Origin of the sequence: Paenibacillus shirakamiensis (genome assembly GCF_017874255.1) — a bacterium.
GTDB classification, from domain to species: domain Bacteria; phylum Bacillota; class Bacilli; order Paenibacillales; family Paenibacillaceae; genus Fontibacillus; species Fontibacillus shirakamiensis.
The window spans coordinates 268,923-293,176 of record NZ_JAGGLD010000005.1 but is presented as its reverse complement, the minus strand read 5'-3'; the positions used below and the strand labels follow the sequence as shown (position 1 = coordinate 293,176).

At 44.7% G+C, this 24,254-nt stretch carries 21 protein-coding genes; 14 read left to right on the top strand and 7 right to left on the bottom strand.

Going from position 1 to position 24,254, the window contains the following annotated elements:
• Positions 1-122: 122 nt before the first annotated feature.
• The 4 genes from rlmN (at position 123) to J2Z69_RS14825 (ending at position 4,540) form a co-directional block, all read left to right on the top strand.
• A complete protein-coding gene (gene rlmN, locus J2Z69_RS14840; protein ID WP_209864260.1) occupies positions 123-1,214 on the top strand; it encodes a dual-specificity RNA methyltransferase RlmN in 1,092 nt (363 codons plus the stop codon).
• 259 nt (positions 1,215-1,473) lie between these two features.
• Entirely contained in the window at positions 1,474-1,944 is a 471-nt protein-coding gene (gene greA / locus J2Z69_RS14835; protein ID WP_209864259.1) for a transcription elongation factor GreA, read from the top strand.
• Positions 1,945-2,488: 544 nt separating this feature from the next.
• Positions 2,489-3,241, top strand: a complete 753-nt coding sequence (locus J2Z69_RS14830) for an SDR family NAD(P)-dependent oxidoreductase (RefSeq protein WP_209864257.1) — start codon at positions 2,489-2,491, stop codon at positions 3,239-3,241.
• 177 nt (positions 3,242-3,418) lie between these two features.
• A complete protein-coding gene (locus tag J2Z69_RS14825) occupies positions 3,419-4,540 on the top strand; it encodes an MBL fold metallo-hydrolase (RefSeq protein WP_209864254.1) in 1,122 nt (373 codons plus the stop codon).
• A 92-nt stretch (positions 4,541-4,632) separates the two neighbouring features.
• On the opposite strand, the gene J2Z69_RS14820 is transcribed toward J2Z69_RS14825, so the two are convergent.
• A complete protein-coding gene (locus J2Z69_RS14820) occupies positions 4,633-4,995 on the bottom strand; it encodes a DUF948 domain-containing protein (protein ID WP_209864251.1) in 363 nt (120 codons plus the stop codon).
• Between the two features lie 172 nt (positions 4,996-5,167).
• Between J2Z69_RS14820 and J2Z69_RS14815 the strand changes: the two genes are divergently transcribed.
• The gene (locus J2Z69_RS14815; protein WP_209864250.1) at positions 5,168-6,007 is read left to right on the top strand and encodes an aminoglycoside adenylyltransferase domain-containing protein; all 840 of its coding nucleotides are present in this window, start codon (positions 5,168-5,170) and stop codon (positions 6,005-6,007) included.
• Positions 6,008-6,071: 64 nt separating this feature from the next.
• Here J2Z69_RS14815 and J2Z69_RS14810 read toward each other — a convergent pair whose 3' ends face one another.
• Positions 6,072-8,084: a methyl-accepting chemotaxis protein gene (locus tag J2Z69_RS14810; RefSeq protein ID WP_209864247.1), complete on the bottom strand. Its 2,013-nt coding sequence runs from the start codon at positions 8,082-8,084 to the stop codon at positions 6,072-6,074.
• A 188-nt stretch (positions 8,085-8,272) separates the two neighbouring features.
• On the opposite strand from J2Z69_RS14810, the gene J2Z69_RS14805 reads away from it, so the two are divergent.
• From J2Z69_RS14805 to J2Z69_RS14795, 3 genes are all read left to right on the top strand, one after another.
• The gene (locus J2Z69_RS14805) at positions 8,273-9,718 is read left to right on the top strand and encodes a DEAD/DEAH box helicase (RefSeq protein ID WP_209864244.1); all 1,446 of its coding nucleotides are present in this window, start codon (positions 8,273-8,275) and stop codon (positions 9,716-9,718) included.
• Between the two features lie 160 nt (positions 9,719-9,878).
• Positions 9,879-11,624 (top strand): ABC transporter ATP-binding protein, encoded by a 1,746-nt coding sequence (locus J2Z69_RS14800; protein ID WP_209864380.1) that lies wholly within the window; start codon positions 9,879-9,881, stop codon positions 11,622-11,624.
• Positions 11,617-13,395, top strand: coding sequence for an ABC transporter ATP-binding protein (locus J2Z69_RS14795; RefSeq protein ID WP_209864240.1), 1,779 nt, complete (start codon positions 11,617-11,619; stop codon positions 13,393-13,395). The genes J2Z69_RS14800 and J2Z69_RS14795 overlap by 8 nt, the downstream gene beginning before the upstream one ends.
• A gap of 155 nt (positions 13,396-13,550) precedes the next feature.
• Here J2Z69_RS14795 and J2Z69_RS14790 read toward each other — a convergent pair whose 3' ends face one another.
• Positions 13,551-14,522, bottom strand: a complete 972-nt coding sequence (locus J2Z69_RS14790; RefSeq protein ID WP_209864237.1) for a TRM11 family SAM-dependent methyltransferase — start codon at positions 14,520-14,522, stop codon at positions 13,551-13,553.
• Between the two features lie 190 nt (positions 14,523-14,712).
• Between J2Z69_RS14790 and J2Z69_RS14785 the strand changes: the two genes are divergently transcribed.
• Together J2Z69_RS14785 and J2Z69_RS14780 are read left to right on the top strand one after the other, a co-directional pair.
• Positions 14,713-15,048, top strand: coding sequence for a hypothetical protein (locus J2Z69_RS14785; protein ID WP_209864234.1), 336 nt, complete (start codon positions 14,713-14,715; stop codon positions 15,046-15,048).
• Positions 15,049-15,136: 88 nt separating this feature from the next.
• Positions 15,137-15,691, top strand: coding sequence for a hypothetical protein (locus tag J2Z69_RS14780; RefSeq protein ID WP_209864232.1), 555 nt, complete (start codon positions 15,137-15,139; stop codon positions 15,689-15,691).
• A 41-nt stretch (positions 15,692-15,732) separates the two neighbouring features.
• On the opposite strand, the gene J2Z69_RS14775 is transcribed toward J2Z69_RS14780, so the two are convergent.
• The 3 genes from J2Z69_RS14775 to J2Z69_RS14765 form a co-directional block, all read right to left on the bottom strand.
• Positions 15,733-16,476, bottom strand: a complete 744-nt coding sequence (locus tag J2Z69_RS14775) for an SDR family NAD(P)-dependent oxidoreductase (RefSeq protein ID WP_209864230.1) — start codon at positions 16,474-16,476, stop codon at positions 15,733-15,735.
• 134 nt (positions 16,477-16,610) lie between these two features.
• Complete coding sequence (locus tag J2Z69_RS14770) at positions 16,611-17,282, bottom strand: DUF4937 domain-containing protein (RefSeq protein ID WP_209864228.1); 672 nt, start codon at positions 17,280-17,282, stop codon at positions 16,611-16,613.
• Positions 17,283-17,379: 97 nt separating this feature from the next.
• Positions 17,380-18,393 carry an LLM class flavin-dependent oxidoreductase gene (locus J2Z69_RS14765; protein ID WP_209864226.1) on the bottom strand — a complete coding sequence of 338 codons (1,014 nt, stop codon included), beginning with the start codon at positions 18,391-18,393 and terminating at the stop codon, positions 17,380-17,382.
• Positions 18,394-18,578: 185 nt separating this feature from the next.
• Here J2Z69_RS14765 and J2Z69_RS14760 point away from each other — a divergent pair, with 185 nt between their 5' ends.
• Positions 18,579-19,721: a GGDEF domain-containing protein gene (locus J2Z69_RS14760; protein ID WP_209864224.1), complete on the top strand. Its 1,143-nt coding sequence runs from the start codon at positions 18,579-18,581 to the stop codon at positions 19,719-19,721.
• Between the two features lie 245 nt (positions 19,722-19,966).
• Here the strand turns inward: J2Z69_RS14760 and pepT are convergent, their stop codons facing one another.
• Positions 19,967-21,196 carry a peptidase T gene (pepT, locus tag J2Z69_RS14755; RefSeq protein WP_209864221.1) on the bottom strand — a complete coding sequence of 410 codons (1,230 nt, stop codon included), beginning with the start codon at positions 21,194-21,196 and terminating at the stop codon, positions 19,967-19,969.
• 86 nt (positions 21,197-21,282) lie between these two features.
• Here pepT and J2Z69_RS14750 point away from each other — a divergent pair, with 86 nt between their 5' ends.
• The 3 genes from J2Z69_RS14750 (at position 21,283) to J2Z69_RS14740 (ending at position 24,248) form a co-directional block, all read left to right on the top strand.
• Positions 21,283-21,585 carry an MGMT family protein gene (locus tag J2Z69_RS14750; RefSeq protein WP_209864218.1) on the top strand — a complete coding sequence of 101 codons (303 nt, stop codon included), beginning with the start codon at positions 21,283-21,285 and terminating at the stop codon, positions 21,583-21,585.
• Between the two features lie 708 nt (positions 21,586-22,293).
• Positions 22,294-23,133: a sugar phosphate isomerase/epimerase family protein gene (locus tag J2Z69_RS14745; protein WP_209864214.1), complete on the top strand. Its 840-nt coding sequence runs from the start codon at positions 22,294-22,296 to the stop codon at positions 23,131-23,133.
• Positions 23,121-24,248 carry a Gfo/Idh/MocA family protein gene (locus J2Z69_RS14740; protein ID WP_209864212.1) on the top strand — a complete coding sequence of 376 codons (1,128 nt, stop codon included), beginning with the start codon at positions 23,121-23,123 and terminating at the stop codon, positions 24,246-24,248. The genes J2Z69_RS14745 and J2Z69_RS14740 overlap by 13 nt, the downstream gene beginning before the upstream one ends.
• Positions 24,249-24,254 lie beyond the last annotated feature (6 nt).

Genomic DNA, 24,254 nt, shown 5'->3' with positions numbered 1-24,254 from the left:
CTGGGCAGGTTCTCCTCTTGTTTTAACGGCGGATTTTTGGGAAAATGGGGGATAGGGCTTTAAGGAAGAGACAGAACATGCGTCAAGTCCTGAATTTGATGTCATTTTGAAAAGAGGTCAACATGAATAAACCATCCATCTATGGATTAACTTTTAAGCAATTGGAAGCTTGGCTCGCCGAGCATGGACATAAGAAGTTTCGCGCATTACAAGTATGGGACTGGCTTTATCGCAAGCGGGTGACGGATTTTGCGGACATGACCGATGTAAATCCAGCCTGTATGGAACTTATTACTGAGAACTATGTGATTCAGACGCTCGAAGAGAACGTGAAGCAAGAATCTGCAGATGGCACGATTAAGTTCCTATTCAAACTGGACGATGGCAACCTGATTGAGACCGTATTGATGCGCCACAAATTTGGTTTATCGGTATGTGTCACTACACAGGTGGGCTGTAATATTGGGTGCAGCTTCTGCGCAAGCGGTCTGTTGAAGAAAAGCCGGGATTTGATTGGCGGTGAAATTGTAGAGCAGATTATGAATGTTCAACATCATTTAGATCGTGCAGGCCAAGGAGATTTGGTGAGTCACGTCGTGGTCATGGGTATCGGTGAGCCGTTCGATAACTTTGAGAATTTGACGGATTTCATCCATATTGTTAAGGATCAGAAGGGGCTCGCTTTAGCGGCACGTCATATTACCGTATCGACTAGCGGACTAGCGGGCAAAATCAAAGAATTCGCCGATAGCGATCTGAAAGTAAACTTGGCGATTTCCCTTCATGCGCCGAATAATGAGCTACGTACACGAATTATGAAGATCAATCGCGCTATTCCCATTGAACAGTTAATGGAGGCCATTGATTATTATCTAGAGCGCACGAATCGCCGGATTACACTGGAATATATTTTGCTAAAAGATATCAATGATCAGCACGAACATGCCCTTGAGCTCGCCGAGCTTGTAGGTCATCGTAAGAACCTTGCAAATGTGAACTTGATTCCCTATAATCCCGTGGATGAGCATAGTCAGTATCAAAGAACGGATCGGGAGACGGTTAGAGCTTTCTATGATACGCTAAAAAAACAAGGCATTAGTTGCAGTGTTCGGTTAGAACATGGCACGGATATTGATGCCGCTTGCGGACAACTTCGCAGTAAGCAGATCAAAAATGTGTCGACCGATCCGGAGAAAATGGCATCTGGCGAATAGTAAAGAATTTGTAGAGCTATATATATTGAGGCGTATCCTTCAGGGGTATGCCTATTGCTTCCAGCCTATATTTTTCGTTTAATGGCTCTGAACATATTGCTTTTGTTTAGCCTTATGTGAAGGTTATATATAGAGGGCGCAGTGTCTACAAATTAACCGGTAGGCATATATTGGTTGTGTGGTGGGTTGACTGCTTGGGTTGATTTGAGACTATAATGAGGGTAGACAATAATATAATAGGATATGGAGCTGTGAATACATGGCCAGTGAAGAAGTTATTTTAACCCGTGAGGGATATACACAGCTTGAGCAAGAATTGGAAGAATTGACAACCGTAAAGCGTAAGGAACTTGCCAGTCGTTTGAAGACGGCGATTAGCTACGGGGACTTGAAGGAAAATAGTGAATATCATTCAGCTAAGGATGATCAGGCGTTCATGGAGACCCGCATTCTTAGCATTGAAAAAATGCTCAAACGCGCACGCGTTGTAGAAAATGTGGATACTTCAAAAGTGCAAGTCGGATCCATTGTTGTTCTGAATGACGTAGAGTTTGCAGAACAAAATGAATACCGGATCGTGGGTCCAGCCGAAGCGGATGCTGCTGATTTCAAGATCTCTTATCAAAGTCCACTAGGTAGCGCTCTTATGGGCAAAACTGTAGGGGACAAAATTGAAGTGACTGCGCCGATCGGCGTACTTCAGTATGAATTGATTGAGATAAAGGGTTAGTTCATCGCCTGAATGTTTAGCGTAGACCAGACTGCTTATATAGCGGCTGGTCTTTTTTAATTGTAAATGTAGAGAGTAGAGGCACGGGGGTATGTATTCATTTCCTATTCCTGTATAATTAGGTGGTATTTTGCGAGAGGTTTGCGGATTGGAGTGGATAAATATCGTGCAAGACAATCGGAAGTTTCTCAAAATTTTTATGGTAGTTCTCATTTCTATGATGTTGATTTTTGGGGTGTTTATGATTCTGGCTTTACGATCTCTATTCTGAATGGCCAGGCCTAAATTTTAAGGGGAGGGTTAAAAGAATGGAATATATACCGATGGGCGTAATAATTATAATTATGATGGTCGTGAGTCTATAAAGGTATAGGTGCCCATAAGACGATGAGGCGATTAGGGAGGAGTAGCACACACCTATAGTAAACTTTGTATATTATGGTTCATTGATATAAGATATTAAGAGCAACTAAGATAGATTGTAACCGCATACATTAGATGGAAGTGGCAAAGGTGTGATTTACATATTTGGAGGGGATAGGACATGTCAGAGCAAGTAGCTATTATTACAGGAGCAGGAAGCGGAATTGGACGAGCGAGTAGTATTAAGCTAGCTCAGAGTGGATTTAAGGTAGTGCTTGTAGACTTTAACGCACAGACAGGTGAGGAGACCCTAGGACTTATTAAGGAAGCAGGCGGGGAAGGTATATTCGTTCAAGCAAATGTAGCCATTAGTGAAGATGTGCAGAATTATGTGAACCAAGCTGTGGAGACATATGGACGAATTGACTTCTTCTTTAACAATGCAGGGATTATACAGAAGTTTGCTTTGTTAGAAGATGTGTCGGAGGACGAATTCGATCGTCTATCGGGAGTCAATATTAAAGGTGTATTCCTTGGCATGAAATACGTGCTTAAAGTTATGCATAAGCAAGGTGAGGGTCATATCGTGAACACAGCTTCCACAGCTGGACTCCGCAGCGAACATAGTGCCAGCGTCTATTCAGCTACGAAGCATGCAGTCATTGGAATCACCAAAGGGGCCGCCCTTGAATATGTGAAAAAAGGAATTCGTGTTAATGCGATCTGCCCAGGAGGAGTCAATACGGCGCTTGTAGCTGGTGTGCAGGCACAGTTTGCTTCTGGTGGATATATTCCTGAGGAATTCTCCAATATGCGTATGGGTCGTCCTGCTGAGGCGGAGGAGATAGCTTCCATGGTAGCATTTTTAGCTTCCGAAGGCTCAAGTTATATGACGGGTTCCATTCTTACGGTAGATGGTGGCCTTACCCTTTAAGTGAGACATATTAGGTATTAAGATTTTTTTATAATAAAGGTTAGAAATTAGCTAGATAGAAGGCAAAGTATCTTCCATGATACTTTGTTTTTTTTGATTGTTCAGTCAGGATTCGGGTATGCTAAAGACAGGAATTGGGTATTCGCGTTATCTAATAGCAAGGGAGGAACTTATCGTATGTCTGTCTTCATCACGCTTATTGTAATCGTTGTAATTCTTTGGGTAGCCGTTCTGATTTTTTTGAAAATATATCCCCCTCTAGGAGGTAGACCCACGCCGGATCAGATGCGAAGAATAGTAAGTTCACCGGAATATAACAATGGAAAATTTCATAATACACTACCTACAACCATGAACATGGGACTAAAGGCGAACCTCTCTATTTTAATGGATTTCGTCAAAGGAAATCCGTTTGGCAAGCCCAATGGGAAGCTGGATGTCGTCTCTTATGACATAGCCCCAGCTGTACAAGCTGATTCCGCTTCGACTGGCGCTCGAGTAACTTGGTTTGGACACTCCGCACTTCTAGTAGAATTAGATGGAAAACGGATACTGCTTGATCCTATGTTGGGTACGTCTCCATCGCCGTTTCCTTTCATCGGGGGCAAACGTTACAGCTCACACTTGCCCATTGAAGCAGAGGATTTGCCTACGATTGATGTGGTCCTGCTCTCTCATGATCACTATGATCATTTAGATTATGGAACGATCATCAAGATCAAGGATAAGGTAGCAAGATTTATCGTTCCGCTCGGGGTCTCAGCTCACTTGATTCGGTGGGGAGTGCATCCCGACCGAGTAGAAGAGCATGACTGGTGGGAAGAGACGGAATGGGCGGGACTAAAGTTCGCCTGCACCCCGGCTAGACATTTTTCGGGTCGGAGCTTAAATGATAGACAGCACACGCTATGGGCTTCTTGGGTCATTCAAGGCGAAGGAACAAAGCTGTTCTTCAGTGGAGATAGTGGCTACGGCCCGCACTTTAGAGAGATCGGGGAGCGCTTTGGGCCCTTTGATCTGACCCTCATGGAATGTGGCCAATACGATTATAGGTGGCCCTATATCCATATGAAGCCTGAGGAGACGGTACAAGCACAGCTTGATATTCAAGGAAAGCGGATGATTCCCATTCACTGGGGAGCCTTTACCTTGGCTATGCATGATTGGACGGATCCTGTGGAACGCGTGATTGCAGAAGCCAACAAGAATCAGGTCGTTGTCTGTACGCCTCGTATAGGGGAAGCCGTACTGTCGGGGAGCGAAGAGTACCCCAAATCTCGATGGTGGGTAAGCGAGTGAAGAAAGCATCATAAGGAAATATATAGGCACACCAAAACTCCCCGGCACCCTCATGCTGGGGAGTTTTGGTGCATTTGTGTATCAAGTAATGATTACTTTTTGACACGGAGATTTACTTTTTGTTGCCGCTGCTCCTGCACCTTCTGTCCAATGACGGAGACGGCTTGTTTTACAGAATCAGTCACGGAGTGTAACACTTCACCTACATCTTGCGCTGTCTCAACGATGGGATCCACCGCGCGCATTTTCCCTTTGACATCCGCAGTGACCTGATTAGCGTTGCGAATTAAGCGCTGCGCTTCGCTAGTGAGTCCATGTACGGCCCCCCGCACCTCGCCAAGCGTCTTGTTCGTCTCATCTAAGGAAGCCATTAATTTACGTAGTGTAAGGATACCAAAAAGGACTAAGGCCGCGAAGGCCACAGCAATTAACGTGACACTAGTCTGAAAATCCATACCCATTCCCCCTTTATAATACGATATGTACAAGTTAGGGGAATATGCTAATAGCCTGTCAGATACCTAAAAGACAATGTATAAGAGTTGAGAAACTTTGATTGTCCTGTAGCGTTGTATTATAAAACCATGTCGACGAACTTGGAGAATGAGGACTTGAAGGGAGATAGCTATGTTACCCGACGTAGTAGAGCGAAGTATGCGTAAATTGTGCACCTCTTTAGTTATGAATAATTTCAATGTTGAGGCGGTATACATTTATGGTTCAGTTGCATTAGGGGATTATATCGAAGGCTCTAGTGACATTGATTTCATTACGCTGCTCAGAGAGCTGCCAAGCAATACGGATATCCATATCCTATCCAACATCCATGCAGAGATTGACCAAGAGTTTCCGGATTTGGAGATGATGGGAGCTTATATTCACGTAGATGATGTTGGAAAATCACAGGATGAAATGAATGCCTTTTGGACTTACTATGATAAGAAGGTTCACTCGGATGGATATGCTGCTGATATAAATCCCGTCACGTGGTGGATACTTCAACATTATGGTATTAGATTATATGGCTTGAGTCATTCTTTTCACTTCGAGATACGAGTCAAGGCCTTGATGGACTATGTGGTAGGAAACTTAAATACGTATTGGATAAACTGGATCGAGCGATTAGAGGAGCAGTTGCGTTCGTCCTTCATTTCTGATGAAGAGAGCATGAAGAAGAAAATGGATGAAGCCGTAGAATGGTGCACGCTAGGGATGTTAAGACAGCTGTATACGTTAAAGGAGCAAGCCGTCAAGAGTAAAGTAGAGGCGGGGCTCTACGGTTTGGCAATCATTCCAAATTCGTGGCATTCTCTAATTCATGAAGCCATTCATATTAAAAGGTTAGAGACTGAGCGCTATTATAATTCAAATGAGGCACGTCTAAAGGATTTAGTAGAGTTACTTCGGTATATACATTCTGAGGCCAACCGGATATTTTATGATTCCAAGCATGTGGAACAATACTAACCTTATGAAAAGCAGCAACCTCCTTAGCAAATGCTAAGGAGGTTGCTGCTTTCAACTAAGCTGCTTAAAGTTTGTTCGTCATATCAATTTTGAAGCGATGGACAAGGTCACGGAGTTCCATGGACATCTCACTTAGAGCTTCGGAGGAGGAAGAGACTTCATCCATGGAGATCAGTGAGTCTTTGGCTCCTCGCTGAACATCTGTGAGGTGATTAAGCACGTGCTGTGTAACGATTAGATTCTCATCCATAGAAGCAGCTACTTGTTCTGTCCCAGCTGATAGTTGTTCAGCCGCTGCGGATGTCTCTTGAATCTGGTCGTTCACCTTCTGAATGGCTTCCATGATCGTAGCGAAGACTTCGCCAAGGTGTGTGACTTGTTCCGTGCTAATACTCATCTGATCTACACCATCTTGAACACGTTCGGATACTTCGCGAGTTCGATCCATAATGTCGTTTGCAATGATTCCAATCTGTTGAGTTTCTTGCGCCGTTTGTTCGGCGAGTTTTTTGACCTCCGCTGCAACAACAGCGAAACCTCGTCCATGCTCCCCAGCTCGGGCGGCTTCTATGGAAGCATTTAGGGACAGTAGATTCGTCTGCTTCGCGATACCGCTGATTACGTCAACAATCCCGCCAATCATCTGGGAGTGATTCTCCAACTCATGCATCGATAATGCTGTCTTCTCAATGGAGGCCCCGGTCTGCTGCATCTGCTGTGTGGCTTCTTGAATGTTTTGATAACCTTGACGTATTTCGTTAACGACAGAAGTCGTGGAATCCGATACCAAGGAGGAAGATTCTGCAATACGGGACACGCCAGAAGCCATTTCATTCATCGTGGATGAAGTCTGGGACGAATTCTCATATTGGCTCTGAGAACTGCCTACCATATCCGTCGCTGCTGATGCAATCTCTTCGGAATTCGCTCTCATTTCTTGCGCAGAGGCAGTGAGTTCTTCGGAAGAAGCCGCTACATATTCAGCCGATTCCATAATTTTAGAGATCAGTTCACTAAAAGAATCCAACATATTATTAATATGTTGTTTGAGCATTTCGAGCTCATCTTTTCCTTTTACAGGGAGGCGCTCTGTCAGATCACCAGCGGCAGCTTTGCCCATAAGCGTGGAGATTCGAAGTAACATGCGACCTACGAACCGGGATATAAAGATAGACAGGACGGCAACGATGAGTGTAGCTGCGCCGATTAGCGACCAAGCGAACTCTTTAGACTGGTTCACTTCCTTGAATACTTCGGCATCCTTAGCTACAAGGATCAACTTCCAGCCTGTTGTCGGTATGGTGCTGTAGGAGGCAGAATAAGCCGCGCCACTCGGATCCTCATAGACGAGATGTCCGCTAGAATTTTGCGAGACCTGTTGCATTAATGCTGAGGATTCATCGGCAGGGAGGACTTCCGTGATTTTTTTGCCAATTAGACTCTTGTCTTTATGTATAAGATAATGTCCATCCTTCGACATAAGATAACCAAATCCTGACGCACCTACTTTAATTTGATTCACAATAGAGATGAGATTGGTGGGATCAAGAGCCGTCTGGATCAAGCCTTTGAACTGGTCTTGACTGTCCTTTAACGGAATATCGATAAGAATCATATTCTTACGTGTATTTACATCCAGCAGAATATCAGAGATTGCTACTTTTTTGCTCTGCTTGGCTGCCTTGAAGTTTTTAAATGCAGCTAGATCCCCGGTTTCTCTCTTTGTGTTCAAAGAATGGCCGTTCTGATCTACGAACGCAATATAGGACATATCGGAATCGTTCTGCATTAAGATGTCTAAAATAGGCATAATGAGCTTAGCATCGCCAGACTGAAAGGCAGGGTTGGCTTGGATGACTCGCTGTGTGGAATCGACTTTATCTTTAATCCAATCATTAAGAGAATTCGCATTTACAGTAGTAAGTGCAATTTGATTGTTCTCCGTGGTATGACTTAAGACCTTGGTGAAGTCGCTTGTAAGCCAGAGGCTAGATGCAAGCAGGGGTACGATTGTGATCAAGAGTAAGAACACAGTAATTTTAGTACGAATAGAGCTGTTGAAGCTTAATTTTTTCATATGACTTCCCCCAGGGTGTTTGTGTGTTTACTACCTTTTTCGACAATTTAAGACAATTTGTTTAGTGTTTTTTATAGAATTATATAAATTTTTAGCAATAGCTTGAAAAACGCATCGCACAGGGCATGTATGTAAAGTGTGATAGAATGAAGGGACGAAATTGAGGAAAATGAGGTTGAACGTTAATTATGAGTGAACTATCGTTTGAGCACTATGCCATTCGCGAGCCGATTCAAAAGGCACTGCGGGATTTAGGCTATACGCAGCCAACAGCTGTACAAGATGAGGTTATTCCTCAGTTGCTAGATCAGAAAGACTTGGTGGTTAAATCTCAGACCGGAAGTGGAAAGACGGCAGCTTATGGTATTCCCTTATGTGAACTAGTCGAGTGGGAAGAGAACAAACCCCAAGCGCTTGTATTAACACCTACTCGGGAGCTTGCCGTGCAAGTGAAGGAAGACTTGATGAATATCGGGCGTTATGAGCGGATCAAGGTCGCTGCGGTGTTCGGCAAGCACCCGTTTGCATTCCAAAAACAAGAGCTGAAGCAGAAAAATCATATCGTGGCGGGTACTCCAGGCCGAGTGTTGGATCATATTCAAAAAGGTTCCCTTGCGCTAAATAAGATTCGATTCCTGATTATTGACGAAGCGGATGAAATGCTCAATATGGGTTTTATTGAACAGGTAGAGGCTATTATTAAGGAGCTTCCGACGGAGCGTGTTACGGTCTTGCTGTCGGCTACTTTGCCAGAGGATGTAGATGCCCTTTCTTCTAAATACATGAAGAATCCTATTCTTATTGAGGCCGAATCATCAGGTCAACCCGAGCCAGACATTACCCATCTAAGGATAGCTGCCAAAGAAGAGGACAAGCCCCGAGTTTTGGCTAACCTACTGATTACGAAAAATCCGGATAGCTGCGTTATCTTCTGCCGAACCCAAGAGCGCGTGAATCAAGTTTTCCGTCAACTTGTAGATCTGAGCTATCCATGTGATCGTATTCACGGGGGGATGGAGCAAGAGGAACGATTCGAAGTGATGAACGCATTTCGGCGTGGTCAGTTCCGTTATCTTGTAGCTACCGATGTAGCAGCACGGGGCATTGATGTGGAGCATATGACCCATGTCATTAACTATGATGTTCCACAGGATGCAGAAAGTTATGTGCATCGTGCAGGACGTACAGGCCGCGCTGGGAAAAGTGGGGAAGCAATTACCTTGGTCTCTCCGCAGGAATTGAAGTATCTGGATTCGATCGAGAGCTATACGGGAAGAGCCTTCCAATTAGAAGAGGCACCCACCCAACAAGAGGTGCTTCAAGCCAAATTCGAATTTGACCAAAAGATTCATGCTCGGCATGTCCAGAAAGTGCTGAAGAGCGACCAACTCAGTCAGGATATCATCAAGCTGTACTTCAACGGAGGCAAGAAAAAGAAGCTGAGAGCTGTGGATTTCGTGGGGACTATCGCTCGAATCGAGGGCGTCGAAGCGGGAGATATCGGCATTATCACTATTCAAGATACGACCACATATGTCGAGATACTCAATGGCAAAGGGATGCAAGTATTACAAGCCATGAAGGATACCACCATTAAAGGCAAACAATTAAAAGTACACATCGCAAACAAATAAGGTGCTCTTAAAGTCTAACCGTGCAAGATGCACGGCTAGGCTTTTTTTTTCATGGATAGAGAGAGCTGGATTTCATAAATTTTGACTGTTCGCGTAGACTGCAATGCAGTTTCAAAGGTACAATATATGAACGAGTCTACCTGACAGAAAAGAGGTGTAACTGGTGTCTTTTGTGACGAAATTAAGTTGGTTCTTTCGAAGTCGATGGTCTCCATATGCGCTGGCCATAGCTCTAATGGCTTGTTCGAGCTTGCTGGCCATTGTGCCTCCGCGCATGATAGGCAATACGGTCGACCATATTCGAAAAGGAAGCCTAACTTCAGCGGAGCTTACGCAAACTGTGTTCCTGCTTATTTTATTAGCCGTAATTCTGTATGTAGTAACGTTTTTGTGGATTACGACACTATACGGAAACTCTGTATTGTTGGAAAAATGGTTACGGGGACGTCTGCTCACGCATATGACCAAGATGGCACCGCCCTTTTTCCAGCGCAATAGTACGGGACAACTTATGGCTATAGCGACGAATGATGTGCAGGCCATTGGGCAGACAGCAGGATACGGGGTAATGACGCTCGTCAATACGCTGGTCGGGGCTTCCGTAGTCATTGTGACGATGGTCTCATTGATTAGCTTTAAGCTGATGCTTGCCGCGCTCATTCCATTACCCTTACTAGCTGTAGTCATCAGTGTAATCGGCAAAAGAGTACGTACGCGATTTCTATCAGCGCAACAATCGTTTGGCAAAATGAATGATCATGCACTTGAATCGATTTCGGGTATTCGCGTGATTCGTTCATATGTTCAAGAAGATGCAGACCTTCAGGCTTTTAATCAAGTGACTACAGAAGTCATGCTCAAGAACCGAAAGGTCTCTGTACTTAATGCCATGTTCCAGCCCCTGATATCTTTCATTGTGGGTGTAAGTTATGCTATTGGGATTGGGTATGGTGCTTATCTAGTTATACATAGTGAAATTACTTTAGGACAGTTGATTTCTTTTAATATTTACTTGGGAATGTTGATCTGGCCCATGATTTCTTTTGGAGAATTCATCAATGTACTTCAGCGAGGAAGTGCATCCGCTGACCGTCTGGAGGACATGATGGTTCAGCAGTCGGATATTCAGGAAGCCTACGAGCCCGTGAGACCCGAACTTCCGAACACTTTAGCTATGCGTAATCTTACTTTTACATATCCATCGGCACAGCAACCAAGCTTAGTCAATCTTTCCTTCGGAGTAGAACGAGGAGAGACGCTCGGTATTGTCGGCAGAACGGGAAGTGGCAAAAGCACGTTACTCAAACAGTTGTTAAGGCAGTATCCGCTTGAGCCGCAGCAACTGTGGATCTCTGGCGTGCCTATTGAACAGATTGCGCTTGATCACCTCAAAAGCTGGATTGCCTATGTACCCCAAGAGCATTTGCTACTATCCAAATCGATTCGGGATAATATTGCACTAGGTAAACCGGAGGCTACGGATGAAGAGATCGCCAAAGCAGTGAAGATGGCTTCATTTACTAGTGATGTGGAGCAGATGCCGCAAGGTCTAGCCACTATTGTAGGTGAAAATGGTGTCATGCTCTCTGGTGGGCAGAAGCAGCGCTTGGCTATTGCGAGAGCACTGCTAATGAATTCGGAAATTTTGTTGATGGATGACTCCTTATCCGCCGTCGATGCTCGAACAGAGAGTCGTATTCTTCAACATATTCGTGAGGAACGTGCAGGACGCACGACGATGATTACTACCCACCGCCTATCTGCGGTAAGCCATGCCAACTGGATACTCGTCTTAGATCAAGGTCACATTGCCGAAGAAGGAACACATGAACAGCTTATGATGCTAGGTGGCTGGTACAAACAGCAGTGGGATCGTCAGCAGATGGAGGCGAGTCTAGATGAGTGAGGAGAACAAGTACGAACATACTGATCCGCGGACTTCTACAGGCAAAAGACTAATTTCTTATGCCTGGGTCTATAAATTCAGGATCATAGGTGCATTGTTGATTCTCTGCGCCGCAGTAGGGGCGGAACTTGGAGGACCGTATATCACGAAGACCATTATCGACAAGCACTTGTCCACAGGATCGATAGATATTCATCCGGTGCTTACGCTGCTTGGGTTATATCTGGGGCTGCTTTTTTTAGCGAGCTTAGGTACGTTCGTGCAGAGTTATATTTTGCAATCGACAGCCCTTCAAATTATTAAAAACATGCGAATGGATCTAATGCGACATATACAGCGAATTCCGCTGCGTTACTTCGATAATACGCCTATCGGGCAAGTCGTATCACGAGTTGCCAATGATACAGAGTCGGTTCGCGACTTATTCATGAGCTTTATGGCTACCTTTGTGGTAAGTATGGTGCAGCTTACTGGAATTTTTACAGCGCTATTTATATTAGATGTAAGACTGGCTCTATTTTGCTTGATTTTGCTTCCTTTCTGCGTCGTAGTTATGCGAATTCATCTGAAATATTCCAAAATTTTTATTACAATTATGCGAGCAAGACTAAGTGATATGAATGCAATGATCAATGAATCGATTGTGACCATGCCAATTATCCAAGCTTTTCGTAGAGAGAAGCGAACTTTAGATGAGTTCGAGACGCTGAACCAAGATCGTTATGTGAACCAACTCAAGCAGTTCCGCGTCTTCGCTCTCTCTTCCCGAAATATTATAGGCACGGGCGGAAGTTTAGTCACCGCTGGGTTCATCTGGTATTTTGGCCACAACTCGCTGCAGACTGCGATTTCTTTTGGGGTATTTTACGCTTTTATTGATTATTTGGGCCGACTCTTTATGCCGATTATCGGAATTTTTGATCAGCTAACCAACGCACAGCGGGCTTTTGTATCTGCCGAGAAGGTATTCGCCTTAATGGATATCCCTGGCCAAGATGTAGAATCTAACGTGAATGTGAAAAGACCTGAAGGAAGTGTCCGATTCGAGGATGTGACATTTGCCTATAATGAGGGCGACGATGTGCTGAAGCATATTTCATTCGAAGTTCGCAAAGGGGAGACCGTGGCGCTAGTAGGTCATACAGGATCGGGAAAAAGCTCTATTATGAACTTACTGCTCGGATTCTATGAACCGCAACAAGGGAAGATTTCTATCGATGGACGTGATATTCAGTCTTTCTCCAAACAAGAGCTGCGTAAACATATGGGCATTGTTTTACAAGATCCATTCCTTTTTGCAGGGGATATTAAATTCAATGTCAGTATGTATCATCCAGATATAACCCCAGAGCGGGTCAAGCAGGCCTTAGCGGACGTTGGTGCCTCCTCCTTTATTGAACAGCTTCCTCACGGTTATGATGAACAGGTCGTGGAGCGGGGAAGTACACTGTCTTCTGGGCAGCGTCAACTTATTTCTTTTGCTCGTGCCTTAGCCTTCGATCCATCTATTCTCATTCTGGATGAAGCTACGGCTAGCGTGGATAGTGAGACCGAAAGTTTGATTCAGGAAGCGCTCAAGGTGGTCAGTTCCGGTAGAACAACCCTAATTATTGCACATCGCTTGTCCACGATACGGGACGCGAATCAGATTCTTGTATTACACCGGGGTTCCATAGTCGAGCGCGGCAATCATGAGGAATTGATGAGGCTGGGCGGAAGGTATTTCAAAATGTATCAGCTGCAAGTCGGAGAGCAAGTTGTTAGAGTCTGATAGGTGAACTAATAAATATGCTTAAGACTTTACAATTTGAAATAATTTCTGCAAATGTAAGACTTGAATACGCCAAAGCAAAGAACCAAGAGAAGTAAGCCCCTCTTGGTTTCTTTGTATCTAAAATGAACGGCTTAATACAGATTTTACTGGAGCTAATCTACCCGATTAGACGCACATACAATCACTTGACGTGAGAACCCGGCTTTACGGACTTTACCGCGGTCGATCACGCTCAGTCCTGCGCGGGTCAGCATTTCATCCGGGGAATCAACACTAATGACAACGACTCGATCCGCAATGCGTGCGGCATGTTCTAGGATAGAGAATTGCGCCTCAGGCGTCGTACGGGAGAAATGGTTGTAGGGCATGTCTACAATAGCTGCGTCATAATGGTCCGTAATTTCGGCAATATCACCAAGGGTCACTTCAGCTTCATAGCCAAAATGCACAATATTATCGCGGGCCCCTTGAGCAATATGTGGATTAATATCACGGCCTGTGATCGATATACCCATAGATAAGGCTTCTACCAATACCGTACCAATACCACAGCAAGGATCAATGGCATGCTTGCCATTGATCTCTGGCACAGCGATATTCGCCGCTGCTCTGGCTACGCGAGTGCTCAGTGCGATGGAGTAACTGCGAGGCTTTTTCATATGCAGAAGCCATAGAGACTTGTTCCGCTGGTACGGTCCAAAGTACCATTTGCCTCCGAGGGCAATGAGTCCGAACCAATGGTCCGGCCGATTCACATCAGCCTCACCTTCAATATGCAGCCCCATTTCACGTTCAATCGCGCGGCGCTCGTCGTATTCTATTTTGTTCGTATCGGTGAGGTCATTAATCTTAACAAAAAGAACTTTAAAGGTCTCCTCCCCCATATTAATGGCTTCTACCTGACGATATATATCTTCAAGCGTATCGCCTTCATACATAATATCAATTCGTTCCCGAATGAACGGACTTCGGCTAGGATCCAGACCTACGCTACTCTTAAGCAGATAAGGATGGGGTTCCGAACCGAACAGACAGCGTGCTTCCAATCGGCAAAGCGATTCTTCCTCCTCGGGGTAGGCATACGTATATATAAATTCAGAAGCTTCAACAGCTACATAAGTCATCTAGATCATCCTTTTCATAGGTCTTACGAAAGTCTACCACACAACGAACTTAGATGCTTTCGCAAAAGCAAAAAACCAAGAATTTTCTGTGCCTGAAATGGTACACTAGAATTTAGTTGCAGGGAAGAGGCTGAAGCTTAGTTCATCGGACAAGCTAGAGCTAGATCTATAAAGAACGGGAGCGAAATATATGGCACAGAAGATGGATGCGCACAAGGCAGCAGGGCTATTGGATAAATGGGTGGCTTTCTATGATATGAATAACCCGCAAGCGTGGGAGCGTGATGAATATGGTTTCGTTAAGGATACCTGCAAAGCGATGCAATTCGCTTCGCAAATCCTGCGTGGTAAGGGTGGAACCCCTCGCCCAGCCCAACTGAAGGACGCGGCTGACCAATTAGTAGATTGGGTAGAAGAGTACGAAATGGACAATCCGGGGGCATGGGAGAAAGAAAATGTGGCTTTTGTTCGTGAAGTGGTAGAGGCCATAAATGTAGCAGTATCGGTATTAAAAGGGAAGAAATAAGCTAGATAGATTCTAATTCTAGTTATAGATAATTTTTACAATAATATAACTATTTGGTTGAGTGCTGATGTATAATCACTCTGAAGGAGTGATTTTTATTTTTAAGGTAGCCATGAATAAGCAGAGGTTCCAAGAGCTAAGTGATGAGGAGCTTACGCAAGCGCTATTCGGTCCGATGATTCATAGGTACAAGGAAGAACAGCTTCTGGGACATGACTTTATGGATATATATCAACAGATGACGAAGGGGCAGCAGGCTTTCTTTGTTTTTCAGACGTATTATATCCACGCTTCCAGTTCATTAACAGAATTCTACTGGTGGAGTGTATATTACGTGGCAGAACGGGGTCGTTGGAAAGGACTTTTATCTGGATTGAATTACTTTGGTGAAGATGAACTGGTTCAGATTCTTCAGCAGGTAGAGCAGATTCTTTTGGAGTTTGGCCATCCTGTTACTCTGGATGATTTCAATATATCTAGAGATCAACTGCATCAGCGTCCAAAGCTACTCAAAGCGATAGAAACCGTGGAAGAACCCTTTCAGATTGCCGTAAAGAATACTTTACAGCGCATTATGAGCTATATTCGAAGTCATCCTGAGGAATTTGTAACGTGGGAAGAAGACCATACCCAAGTGGGTTGAACATAAGACCGCAGCTTACGGGCTGCGGTCTTTTTATTCACTTAATTCATTTCACCGCCGCCACTAACGGGCATATAGCTTCCTGTAAGGTAGGCGCTATCATCGCTAGCATAAAAGGCCACAGCTTTGGCGATATCCTCTGGTCTACCTAATCTACCTAAAGGCAGCATAGCCTCCATATGTTGTTTGAAGGTGGGGGGCAGGTCTGAGGTAGCATCGGTCTCTACCAATCCCGGGGATACTACATTAGCTGTAATATGGTAGCTAGCGAATTCCTTCGCAATATATTTAACGAAGCTGTTAAGTCCACCCTTTGAGGAACCATGAGCGATAAAATTCGGTGTGGGCTGATGGCTCAGACCACTTGATATATAGATTAATCGACCATATTGCTGTTGTTTCATCTGCGGTACGACAACCTTGGTAGAAACGAAGGCGGCTTGAAGCTCATCATTTACTTTTTGGGAGAATTCTTCCCAGGTCATGTCTTCAAAAGACTTTTTGACAAAGCTCATGCCAGCATTGTGTACCAAGATATCTACCGTGCCATACATGCGAAGCGCTTCTTCTACCAACTGCTGCATCTGATAGCTGTCTCTTGCATCTGCTTGTAGAGCAATAGCTTTTCCACCAGCTAATTGAATGGTGTCTACGACTTCTTGAGCAGCACCTCGATTTTGCATATAGTTTACGATGACTTTTGCGCCCCGCTCAGCTAAAATTTTGGCAGTGGCCGCCCCGATTCCTCGGCTTCCTCCAGTAACAATGGCTACTTTGTTGTTCATGAAATCGTCTCCCTTGTGATTAGATGAAAATAGGATGAGCTAATCTAAGAAAAACCTCCCAATAAATATTTGGGTGCATATGCATCAATACATAGTAAACTAACAAAATAAGAAGATATCACCAAAATATATGGTTAGTTTTTAAATTCTACAGTCCACAGGGGATCTAACTCAATAAGTCTACCCTTAATTATATGCGCACTCCTTCTTGCTCCTGTCTGCTTTAGTAAATTAGACAGGGTAAAGTCTACATAATGCTGATGGGAATCGCGGCTATCCCAAATAGAGGCAATTAAATACCTCACATCCTGCTGGTTCTGACTATGTGTATGTTGAGCTGTCTGCTGTCCTTGACGACAGAACATCCCTCCCAACATCCCTTCTGATTGTGACATTTCATAATTCCAAACTTCATGCTGTGCTTGTTCAAAAGAAGCTTGGTGAATGGGCCTTACCTCACACTCCGCTATACGAAGAATATGTCGATTCATTAGATTCTCTGTACCATTCATTGAGTTAATTGGAAAGCAGTCTTCAAAAATAGAAATCTGAATTCTTTCATACGTATCTCTTTGGTTCGTCTGCAAGAACATGGCATCATGTTGATGCTGCATAAAGGTTCTGTAAACATTGATATTGTCCCAACATGACAGGATTGCGGCTTCAGAAGGATGCTTCAAATCCCAGCCTCCGATCTGCCAATGGAAACCCTCACTTGTCTCAAGGCCATTCCACTGTTCTTGGGCGTAGGCAAATGCAGATCTATTCTGTTCTTCTACATGACATGTAATCCATTTGATGATCATCTTGTACTCCCTCCTCATCTATTATAATCCTATAAATTATGGAAAATAAAAAAACTTCCTCAGCATGAGCAATCTGAGGAAGTTATATTACATAAAATCAATTTACTTTAACAAATGGCGCTGCCGCCTCACTAAGTAATTGATAGGATTTCAGGCGTGCCTGATGGTCAAAAATCTGAGAAGTGGCTATAATTTCATCGGCCTGAGTCTCTTGAAGAATCTCCTCCAGCCGAGCCTGAACCTTGCTAGGTGTCCCTGTTAGAGAATGGCTGCTCTTGCCTTGAAGGAGTGCTTTCTCTTGCGGACTCCATAGCGGCTCCATATCCTCCACAGGCGGATTTAATTGCCCTGTACGCCCCCGAATGATGTTCAGGAATTGCTGCTGCTGAGATGTTGCGAGGTAGCGAGCTTCCTCGTCTGTATCCGCAACTACGGCTCCAACGCCAACCATGATATAAGGTTCGCTGAGGCTAGTCGAAGGCTGGAAGTTAGCATGATAAATTTGCAGTGCGGGCAGCAAGTAGTCTGGTGCAAAATGACTAGCAAAAGCAAAAGGTAAACCGAGCTGGCCCGCTAGTTGTGCACTGAATCCACTAGATCCTAGAAGCCAAATCGGTACATCCAGGCCTTCCCCTGGGAATGCACGTACAGAGGGTGTGGAGCCTGGGGCAGGATGGAAATAAGAACGAAGTTCAGCTAGACGATCCGGGAAATCCTGGCCGTCATTGCCTGCACCGCGGCGAATGGCACGGGATGCCGGTTGATCTGAACCTGGGGCTCTGCCAAGTCCCAGATCAATTCGGCCCGGATATAGTGACTCCAAGGTGCCGAATTGTTCAGCAATAATCAGTGGAGCATGGTTTGGCAGCATAATGCCTCCAGATCCAACGCGAATGCGGTTCGTTGCCGAAGCGACGTGACTGATGACTAGAGATGTGGCGGAGCTGGCAATACCGGGCATATTATGATGCTCCGCAAGCCAATATCTATGATACCCCCATGCTTCTGCATGCTGGGCAAGATCGCGTGTGTTACGCAAAGAATCGGAGGCTGTTCCTCCAACAAGAATAGGTGCTAAGTCCAGCACCGACAGACGGATGGCTTTAGACATAAGGTGAACCTCCTCGAGTATTCATTTTAACAAAGGAATGGTAAGCTACTTTCCTTTGTTCTTATATTATAAACCTAAATTAGATACTTTGCTCACCCGTCACAATTTGTCTGATATAATCAAAATAGAGTCGAGGAAAATTATAGGTGGTTGGTGAATTTACAAGAATGAGTATTTTTTTGGACATGAAAACCGTATTTGTCTTCATCGTCATAGGTCATATCTTCTCTGTTATTTTGATTGCGGCCTATCGACATCGAGATCCAAGGAATTCGGCTGTGAATTGGTTCTATGCTTCACGCTGGCTGCAAGCGGCAGCATGGGGAACGCTAATATTTCGTGAGATCCTGCCCTCTATCATCAATATTCCTCTAGTGAATTCATTGCTTCTTGCAGGATCAGCTTTTGAGACGATCGCCGTTCTGAAGGTGCAAAATGCTTATAGCATAAAGGTTCGTAAGCTGTATAAATTTCTTATTGCTTGTAGCATCTTAGGGTTCAATGCCATTTACATTCTACATAATCAGGAAAATATAAGAATTATCTGGGGTTCCATTTTCTTAGCCTCATTCCTTGCATACCCGGCCTACCGCATGCTCCGGGGCTCAGCGAACTCTAGGCTCACCCGAGTGATGGGAAGTCTATATAGTATAGTTCTAATATGTCTATTAGTTCGGATTCTCCTTACTCTTCGCATTCATACATCATTAAGCCTGTTCAATCAAAGCTTGTATCAGACCTTATCTTATCTCAACATATATTTCATTATGCTGTTAGGGAATATGGGTTTCATCTTATTGTCCAAAGAAGAAGCGGATCAGCGAATCACTCGCTGGGCTACCTATGATGATCTCACCCAAGTGCTGAATCGGCGCACATTCATTGAGCAAGCAGAAAAGTCTCTACAGAAGTTGGCGGCGCAGCGTAAGCCTGTAGCATTCATTCTGTTCGACATCGACCACTTCAAAATGATTAATGATACATATGGTCATAGCGTGGGCGATGAAGTGTTAAGGATATTAAGTAGTCGTTGCATCCAGATGTTAAATAGTCGGGGATACATAAGTCGTTATGGGGGAGATGAATTCGCTATTCTTCTTCCCAATATGTGTGACATCGAGGCTAGGCAGTTTGCGGAACAATTTAGGAATAACGTAGAGGCTACACCTTTTGAAGATATGCCTGTTCATCCCACCGTAAGTATGGGATTGGTGACAACGGTAGCTACAGATTCGATTCATCTTAATCGTCTCTACCACCTGAGTGACATTGCACTTTATGAGGCAAAGCGAAAGGGTCGCAACCAGGTGGTAGAGAACCAGCTATAGGGCAGGTCGGGTCACCTGCACTAGAGCATACAAAGAATTAGCATACAGAAGGGGCTACCGTATAATTGGTAGCCCCTTCTGATAGGAAATTACATTTGAACAATTTTAGAAAGAAATGCGTAACGTCAGTATTTACTAGGTATACCTAAGAGCAGTAGTTATCAAAAATATTTACCACCAGTACATACTTGAAATACTCAAGAAAATTACTTGAGAGTAATACATTACCGCAGGAGAAGTGGGCATTATCTTAACGCAAATCGCTTAGCGATTTCCACAATGACGTGAACCGCCTGCTGCATGACATCTACAGATACGAATTCGTATTTCCCATGATAATTTTCAGCACCGGTAAAAATATTTGGGGTAGGTAGTCCCATATAGGAGAGCTGAGAACCATCCGTCCCACCGCGTATCGGCTTCACATCAGGGGTAATCCCTAGGTCAAGCATCGCCTGATGGGCTAAATCCACAATCTCGCGCACAGGTTCAATTTTCTCCCGCATGTTGTAATATTGATCTCTCAGTTCGAGAAGCACGCCCTGCTCACCATAGGTCTGACGGAATTCATTCACGATGGATTCCAGCGTAGCCTTGCGTTCCTCGAACTGATTGCGATCGAAGTCGCGGATAATATAGTCTAGTTGAGTAGATTCTACATCACCTTGAATGGATAACAAGTGATAGAAGCCTTCATATCCTTCTGTGAATTCAGCTGCTTCATCTACAGGAAGACGACGGTTGAATTCCATAGCGATTTTAGCAGCATGGACCATTTTTCCTTTAGCAGAGCCGGGATGAATGTTATTGCCCAAAAAAGTAATTTTGGCTGCGGCGGCGTTGAAACTTTCGTACTCTAGTTCTCCTAATGAACCGCCATCTACGGTGTATGCATAGGTAGCGTCAAATGCAGCTACATCAAAGCGCTCAGGTCCGCGCCCGATCTCTTCATCCGGTGTAAAAGCAATACGTATCCGGCCATGCGGAATTTCGGGGTGCTGAATCAAATGATGCATAGCCGTCATAATCTCGGCAATCCCTGCCTTATCATCTGCACCTAAGAGGGTTGTCCCATCGGAAGTAATAAGCGTATGCCCTATATAGTTAGCTAACTGCGGGGATTCCGAGGGGGAGAGTACAATCTGAAGGTTTTCATTTAAAAGGATAGGTAGACCATCATAATTCTCGTGAATCTGAGGTCTTACATTCGTTCCAGTGAAGTCTGTAGCGGTATCTAGATGGGCCAGAAATCCAATCGTTGGAACAGGAATGCTGACATTAGACGGCAAAGTGGCCATGACATAGCCATTTTCATCGAGCGTCACTTCGGTCATGCCAATCAGCTGAAGTTCGTCTACCAGTTGCTGGGCAAGCACAGTCTGGCCCGGTGTGGAAGGGCAGGTCTTACTATCTTCATTGGACTGCGTATCGAGGGTTACATATGAGGTAAAACGTTGAATGATCTCTTCTTTCATTTCCTTCATCTCCTTCGAGCCTATCTAATGGTTATATTAGCATGAACGACGTGTGGATCAAAAAATCAAATGGAGGTAAGAAAATTATGCAGCCTTTTACAGCAGAAGTCATACGTGTGATTCAGGCCATTCCTGAAGGTCAGGTCATGACGTATGGTCAAGTGGCTTCTTTCGCAGGATCACCCCGTGGAGCCAGACAGGTCGTGCGAATTTTACATACACAGAGCAAGATTCATCAACTTCCATGGCATCGGGTAGTCAATCGATTGGGGGAAATTGTGATCCAGAATGATGAAGGACAATCCATGCAGCGTTTGTTGCTAGAGAGCGAAGGCGTAGAGTTCACTCTCCAAGGTCGAGTGGATCTGAATACATTTGGCTTAAGATAACCTTTGGGATGAGAAATGAGTATGCCAAAGTTAGATAGTGTATTCGCAAAGGAACAGCTTATAGGCAGCTGTTCCTTTGCTTATTTTAGCTGGTAGTTGAATTGAAAGGGGAGTCATAGTTACCTCATGGATATGACATAAAGGTAGAGTCCTATGAGTAAAAAGGAGAAGACAGATGAAGAGAATGAGCACGAAGCTATGTAGATGATAAAAGAATTATTAGCCACATACTATTTTAGCACGTACAACTGCACGTACCATTCGTACCATTATACCCAGAACCATACGGGAATTCAGATTCAGAGCGCAGAGGTGTGTTAGGGAGAGTAATAGGCTATCGCAATGACGAGTACACATAACAACATAAGAAGCCCGATAATAGCCGATTTATTCAGAAATCTAATGGATAGCTGAAGCACGTATGAACTCCTCCTCGCCTAAAATATCTTATGTAGAACACTAGGCACGATGCACCTGGTTATAATTGTAATTATATAAAGGAATGAAGCTAATCTTAACAGGCTAAGGATGGAATCATGCCTCCGTCCCAAGGAGGACTTTGTCCCATAGTAGGCCCTGAGTTAGGACGGCATGTAGACAAGTTGGAACGCATACAAAAAACAATTGACAACTTTGCCCAGCCCTTTTATATTCTATGTAATCAATTATTTTGTCGATCGAAATAACTGTATTGGGAGGCCCTATGTGATGAAGGTAGCTATAGGCGGATATTCATTTAATCATCTGTTCTTGGAAGGCAGTATGGATATATTCGGGTACTTGGAGACGGTAAAATATCGCTATAGATTAGACGCGGTAGATCTATGGAACGCTCAGATAGCTGAGCGTACGCTTCCCTTTCTGACTTTGTTTGATGACCAGAAGCTTCGTCTTATACGCCTAGCTCTGGAGGAGAGAGAGCTTCCTTTGCTCAATATAGCTGTAGATACAGCTCATATCTGGGACCCCAATCCAGAGGTTCGTGAACGCTTGCATCAGAATGCCTTAGCACATCTGAGAGCCTCTGTATTGTTAGGAGCGCAGTCCGTTCGAATTGACACGGGTGCTCACGGGGATAGCGAGTTCTCTGATGAGGCTTTTGATTTCATTGCTGGGCGGTACCGGGAGTACTGTGCTTTTGCTGCTGAACATGGGATGAGACTTGGACCGGAGAATCATATGGGTCCTTCCCTTGTCCCCTCTGAACTTGTCCGGTTGGCCAAGGCAGTTGATGAGCCCAACTTTGGAGTGCTACTGCATATGAATCGCTGGTCGGAAGATCGAGAATGCGGAGATGAATCTATTGCGCCTTGGGTATATCATGTACATTTTGATGCCAAAACAGCAGTGCTAGATGATGCAGCTAACAAAGTGAATATGCTTAAGGATGCAGGATATGAGGGTTACTGGAGTCTAGAACACAATGCCCCGGCGGACAGATCATATATAGAGACAGAGTACTTACTCTCTCGCATCAAAAAACACTTAGCGGATGCAGATTTACTTAGGCAGACCACAAAAGGAGTGGAAAGCGTATGCAACCTGTAAAGATTGGCATCATCGGGACAGGACAGATTGGCAAGCTTCATCTAGATCGCTATCAACAGATTCCTGGGGTAGAAGTCGTGGCTGTGTGTGATGTGTATGCAGCGGAAGCTCAGAGAGTAGCTCAACGATATGGGATTTCCCAAGTTTTTACCGATTTACGCGAACTGTTAGCAGTGCCTGAAATTCAAGCCGTAGATATCTGTCTCCATAATAACTTCCATGAACCTGCTACTATGGCTGCTCTCGCCGCAGGCAAGCATGTGTATTGCGAAAAACCCATTGCAGGTTCTTATATAGACGGTCTAAGTATGGTGCAAGCAGCCGCGGCTGCAGGCCGAATGCTCCATATTCAGCTTAGTCAGCTCTACACACGAGAGACTAAGACCGCCAAACAGCTGATTGATGCAGACAAGCTTGGCCGACTCTACCATGCTCGTTCGATGGGCTTTCGGCGTAGGAATCGTCCTTATGTTGATGGATACGGCACGCCAGCCTTTACGCAAAAAGAGACTGCGGGCGGTGGAGCGCTGCTGGATATGGGGGTCTACCACATCTCACGTATGCTGTATTTACTGGGCAATCCCGCTCCTGAACGGATTTCGGGTCAGATCTATCAGGAGATGGCGATGCATGAGGAGCGCCGAACATCCTCTGGTTTTAACGTAGAAGAATTCGCCGCTGGCTTCGTGAAGCTGGCTGGAGGAATTACATTAGATATTGCAGAGTCTTGGTCGATTCATCTCGGTGGATTTGAGGGGAGCTCCATCGTAGGTTCTGAAGGAGGAGTCCGCTTCCCAGGTTCCATGTCCGAAGGAAATACACATGAGTTTTCGTTCCATACCACGATTGCGGACCTGGATATCGATGGCTCGATTGACTTGGAACTAGCCGATCTTCGGCGCCGTCGTCTCAGTGCCTATCCCGATGCTTATGAATCCTCTGAGCATCACTGGATAGCTGCACTGCGCGGAGAAGTAGCCCTTTTGCCTACAGCAGAGATTGCACTTAGCACGATGTTAATTAGCGAAGGACTCTATTTGTCTCATGAATGGGGCAGAGAAGTCACTCGGGAGGAAGTTATAGAGCATTCCTTATCTCGTTCCGTATCCTTATAAGGGACA